Source organism: Pseudomonas sp. D(2018), from assembly GCF_005502555.1.
Taxonomy (GTDB): Bacteria; Pseudomonadota; Gammaproteobacteria; order Pseudomonadales; family Pseudomonadaceae; genus Metapseudomonas; species Metapseudomonas resinovorans.
Genome location: NZ_SCOK01000105.1, coordinates 1 through 4,783, shown reverse-complemented (window position 1 = coordinate 4,783; position 4,783 = coordinate 1). Strand labels below are relative to the sequence as shown.

Below are 4,783 nucleotides of genomic sequence, written 5' to 3'. Positions count from 1 at the left end.
TGAACAGGCTGGCAAGGATTTGCTTTTTCATTTTCGGGCACCTCGGTGAGGGGGGTGGAATTCGTCTACGGGGCCCATGTTACTGATACGTTTTCGATCAAGAAGTGATCCTGTGTGATGGTTGCCATCGACGCCAATGATAGTTATTTGTTGTCTATTAAAAACAATGAGTTAGTACTTCTTTGAGAGTGCCATTGCGCAAGGTGGAAAGGCTTTTTCCCAAAATTGGCATAATCGATTTATTCGATGTTTGTGGGTGTGACGTAGCGAGCGGATAAGCCTCGTAGGGCCGAAAGGTCCGTTCTAGAGCGGGGCGGGAGTGAGCGGGGCTTGGTGGGAGCTAACTCCGCCCGCGAAACGCTTCGGTTCGCGAGCGGAGACTGATGAGTCGAGTGTCAGCGCTTGCCCATGGAGCGGCGGGAGCCGCGTGGTGCGGGACCGGGGCGCTGGCCTCGGTCGTAACCCTTGAGGGTCTGGTAGTAGGGGACGTTCTGTTTCTTCGGCTTGGCCGGCTCGGCGGTGCTGGCGGCTGCGGCCGGGTTTTCCTGGGGTTGGGCTTCGGCCTGATCGAGGTCTTGGCTGGTCATGCTGGTTCTGCTCTGTGCGGGCTTGGCCCGCGAGCGGGCCGGAGGCGCGCATCATACACCACCCGGCCTCCAGGTGCTCCCGGAGGCCGCCGGAGTGCTCAGGACTCCTGGGGTTGCATGCCCCAGCCGGTGAGCTCGACCCGGGGGTCGACATGGTTGATCGCCGAGAGGATGTGCTCCGGATCGGTCAGTGCCGGCGCCATCGTCCAGCGGCCAATGGGCTCGTAGCCGATTCGCACCATTCCGGTGTGGGTGAGCTGGTTGCCATCCACCAACGGGTCTACATCGTAGAAGCCCAGGGCGTAGCGCAGGTCGAGAATGTCCTGTGGGTCACCGGTGAGGTATTCCCAGCCAGGGCCGATGTGGAACTTGTCGACGTATTCCTGCAGGTGGCGCGGCTGGTCCAGCTCGGGCTGCAGGGTAATGGAGTACATGAAGACTTCCCGTCCCACCCGTTCACCGAGCATCTGCTGGACCTTGCGCAGGTTGGCGGTTGCGGTAGGGCAGTTCCGGCCGCAGCTGGCGTACATCATGTTGAGCACTACCACCTTGCCGCGTATCAGGTCTTCATAGAACTGAACCTTCCTGCCCTGATGAGTGAATAGCGTTGGGTTGGGGAACCTGGCGTTGCCCGAGCGAGCCATTGGCTGGCGCTCGGTGGAGGCGCCCATGGCTCCCAGGGCGGCTAGCCCGAAGAGGCCGGCACCCAGGCCGCCAATAAGGTTTCTGCGTGTGTTCATGAAATAGTCCTCCCTCCGCCGTCATACGATGTCGAAGCGCAGCATCATCGCGTGGTCTTCATGGATCAGGTTGTGGCAGTGCATGACGTACTTGCCCTTGTAGTCCCTGAAGCGGATGAAGACGCGAATGGTCTCGTTCTTGTTGATCGTGTAGACGTCCTTTCGACCCAGTTCATGGGCAGGGATCGGCAGCTGCTGACCGTTGCGCATTCGCGAGATGATGCGGCCTTCCTCCAGGTGGATATGGATGGGGTGTGACCAGCCGTTGTCGATATTGATCAGCTCCCAGATCTCTCCACGACCTTGGGGCACATTGAATCGGGGCGCATTGACGTTGACGAACTGCCCATTGATCGCCCACATGTTGTTGGAGCGCTCGAAGACGAAGCGGCGCACCGGGGCGGCGGCGATGTCAGCGGCGGTCACTGGCGGCAGAGGGCGCAGATTGGCGGGTACCTGGCTGAGGTCCTGGGCGGTTGGCCAGCGGTCCACCACGATCTTCAGCACGCGGACGCCGGGCTCCTTGATGTCCTTGGGGCCGCGGGTCTCTTCCTGGCGCATGCGGTTCACCAGATAGAGCGTGGTGCCCACCACGTACTTGGAAAAGTCGACCACTATGTCGGCGCGTTCGGCGACGCCAAGGGTAATGCTCTGCTGGTTGAGCAGCGGCTTGGGTAGCAGGTTGCCGTCGTTGCCGATGTAGGTGAAGTTCTGCTTGATGTTGTTCGGGTTGACCAGCGAGAAGGCATAGAAAAGGCTCGGCCCGGCGTTCAGCAAGCGGAAGCGATAGCGTCGCGCGGCCACTTTAAGCACCGGCTCGATCATGCCGTTGACCAGTACCTTGTCACCCAGCACACCTTCGGGGTTTATCTCGTCGTAATAGAGCCTGCCGGTGGCGTCGAAGCGACGGTCGGCGAAGGCCAGTGGGTAGTCGTAGGGATGGCTGGGCAGGCGCAGCGCGCCTGGTGTCGGGTCGGCCTCATTGCCCGAATCCAGGTAATCGTAGAGCAGGTAGAAACCCACCAGGCCCCGATAGAGATTGGACGATGTGAAGTCCAGGGTGTGGTCGTGGTAGAAGAGCGTGCCCAGGGCTTCGCGGTAGTCACCCACACTGTTGGGCGGGGTGTTGAAGCCGGCATAGGCGTTGGGATAGAGGTGGTCCTTGAACTTGCCCTTGGCGGTCAGGGTTGGCCCGGCCTTGGTTGCGCTGTAGTAGTCACCGGGAAAGCCGTCGCTCTCCGAGCCCGCGTGCAGGTTGTGCAAGTGGGTGGAGATTTCCGGCGTGCCGAAGCCCGTGTGGTTGGCCGGCAGGTCGTTGTAGATGCGGCAGATCATCGGGTGACCGTAGTGGGTCATGACCGTCGCACTGAACTCGTTCGCCGGGGTATTGGCCGCGCGATAGGTCCACACCTTCTGCGCCGGATAGGCCGGGTTGAAGACCCAGTTGGGCGTTTCCTTGGCGCGCAGCTCGTAGTACTCGGCGTTGGGACTGAACCGAGCCCAGAACTGGTGCGGTCCCCTCCCGGCTTCGCCACCGGCGACATTGGCCAGTTCGGTAGGTGCGGGATTGAGGTAAGGCACGCTGGCCGCGGGCACAATCTGCTTGGGTAGCTGCATCACCCAGGGGGTTGTGGGTGGGCTGGGCGGCAAAATCGGCGCCGCAGCCTCGCTTCGAGAGGTGCGTAGCAGGGCTGGTGCGGCTACAGCGGCGGCGGAAAGCTTGAGAAAGTCGCGCCGTCTTAGGTCCGCCAGCCTGTCTTTCTTGTTTTTGGCTTTCTCAGGATTTTTACCTTTCATGGGTGTGCTCCACCTCCCCACCACGAACCCGCGCAAACGGCCTGCCTTGGATGCAGTGCTCCAAAGCTCGTTTTCCCCATCCGTTTGCACGAAGGTGCAGGCCGCAAAAGAAATTGCTCGCGCGGCCCAAGCGCCAATAACTCGACTAAAGACCTCTCACTTGGCGAGCGCAATTGTCGAAATGACAATAATTCGCCGCTAGTAGTGGCTAGTGGCTTCTGGCACTAGGTACAGCGCTGAATGTATCAAGATATTTCACGAAGACGGGCGGCCCGCTTTGGAGGGCAGGCGGTAGAGCGGTTGGAGCAGGGTGGTAGCGACCGGAAAGGAGGGTGAGTTCCGGTCGCTCCGGGGGGAGTTACTTGTACTTGTCGTGGAACAGGGCGATCTGCTTGACCGGCTTGGGTTCTTCCTTGCCAAGGACGTACACCACGCGCTGACCCTCGGGGCCGCCGCCGATGTCGACGTAGCTGAAGGTCGGTTCGCCGATCTTGTACATGTCCATCATGTCGCCGTAGCGGCTGAACACGAAGATGACGCCTTCTTCGTCACGCAACTCGCCATAGAAGGGCTGGGCGGGCGGCAGGCTGACATCGAGGAAGCGCTGGGCAGAGAGCGCTTTCGCATCCTTGCCCTGGTCGGCGGATTTCAGGACCAGCACGATGTTGCGACCGAAGCCGTCCTGCTTGCCGGTGTTCTGTTTGATCGGCGCAGTGCCGCTCTTCACGTATTCCCGGTAGGTGGCGTAGTCGTCGAAGACGAACAGTTCTTTCTCGGTGCGGATCTGATACCAGTCTTCGTTATCCAGGGCTACCGCCTTGGCGGGGGCCGGGGCCTGAATGGCACAGGCGCTGAGGGTGGCGGCCAGCAGGGCGGCAACCAGGGGTTTGATCAGGTTCTTCTTGTCGTTCATCGGAGGTCCTCCCCAGGAAAGTGGAGCAGAGAATCTGCCTGTGGCGGATGACCGGTTGATGACGGGATTGTGTCGCTCGAATGAATTACGAAAGGCTATTTATTTCAGTGGTTTATCGTGATTTCTTAAGAGGCGGCCTGTGCACGACGCGGGTGCAAAGAAAAAGGGTGGAGACTGTCGTCTCCACCCTTCAAGGCCCCGCCGAAACGGGGCAGTCGAGGGACTCTGATTCAGCCGCGGTAGTAGCGCTGTGGTACGAAGGGGGTCTTGGCCACTTTCATGGCGACACGCTTGCCGCGCACCAGGGCCCAGACCTCGCTGTCCAGGGCAGCATGGCTGGCCGCGACGTAGCCCATCGCGACCGGGGCGCCGAGGCTCGGGCCGAACCCGCCGCTGGAGACACGGCCGATCACGGTGCCGTCGGCATCAACGATCTCGGCACCTTCGCGCACCGGTACGCGCTCCTGGGGCAGCAGGCCGACGCGCTTGCTGGGCACGCCGTCGCGCTGTTGGGCAAAGACCTTGCCGGCACCGGGGAAGTTACCGGCGCGCAGGCCGTCGGCGCGGCGGGCCTTGGAGATGGCCCAGATGAGGCTCGCGTCTACCGGCGTGGTGTCGGTGTTCATGTCATGGCCGTAGAGGCACAGGCCGGCTTCCAGGCGCAGGGAGTCGCGGGCGCCCAGGCCAATGGGCTGGACTTCCGGTTGGGCCAGCAGGGTGCGCGCCAGGGATTCGGCCTGGGCCAC

Annotated in this window: 5 protein-coding genes; all 5 read right to left on the bottom strand. The window is 61.6% G+C overall.

What is annotated here, in order from left to right; all coding sequences use genetic code 11:
• Window positions 1-395: 395 nt before the first annotated feature.
• On the bottom strand, window positions 396-587 hold the full coding sequence (locus FFS60_RS28320; RefSeq protein WP_028629391.1) for a hypothetical protein: 192 nt from the start codon (window positions 585-587) through the stop codon (window positions 396-398).
• Window positions 588-685: 98 nt separating this feature from the next.
• Window positions 686-1,327: an SCO family protein gene (locus FFS60_RS28315; protein ID WP_028629392.1), complete on the bottom strand. Its 642-nt coding sequence runs from the start codon at window positions 1,325-1,327 to the stop codon at window positions 686-688.
• Window positions 1,328-1,348: 21 nt separating this feature from the next.
• Window positions 1,349-3,124, bottom strand: a complete 1,776-nt coding sequence (locus tag FFS60_RS28310; protein ID WP_137823874.1) for a multicopper oxidase family protein — start codon at window positions 3,122-3,124, stop codon at window positions 1,349-1,351.
• A 358-nt stretch (window positions 3,125-3,482) separates the two neighbouring features.
• Window positions 3,483-4,037, bottom strand: a complete 555-nt coding sequence (locus FFS60_RS28305; RefSeq protein WP_137823873.1) for a hypothetical protein — start codon at window positions 4,035-4,037, stop codon at window positions 3,483-3,485.
• Between the two features lie 230 nt (window positions 4,038-4,267).
• The coding region (locus FFS60_RS28300; protein WP_305955964.1) for a glycine cleavage T C-terminal barrel domain-containing protein at window positions 4,268-4,783 on the bottom strand (516 nt) is incomplete at its 5' end.

Bases quoted from the DNA above. Each gene is read 5' to 3' on its own strand.
- FFS60_RS28320 (WP_028629391.1), bottom strand. From the start codon at position 587: ATGACCAGCCAAGACCTCGATCAGGCCGAAGCCCAACCCCAGGAAAAC.
- FFS60_RS28315 (WP_028629392.1), bottom strand. From the start codon at position 1,327: ATGAACACACGCAGAAACCTTATTGGCGGCCTGGGTGCCGGCCTCTTC.
- FFS60_RS28310 (WP_137823874.1), bottom strand. From the start codon at position 3,124: ATGAAAGGTAAAAATCCTGAGAAAGCCAAAAACAAGAAAGACAGGCTG.
- FFS60_RS28305 (WP_137823873.1), bottom strand. From the start codon at position 4,037: ATGAACGACAAGAAGAACCTGATCAAACCCCTGGTTGCCGCCCTGCTG.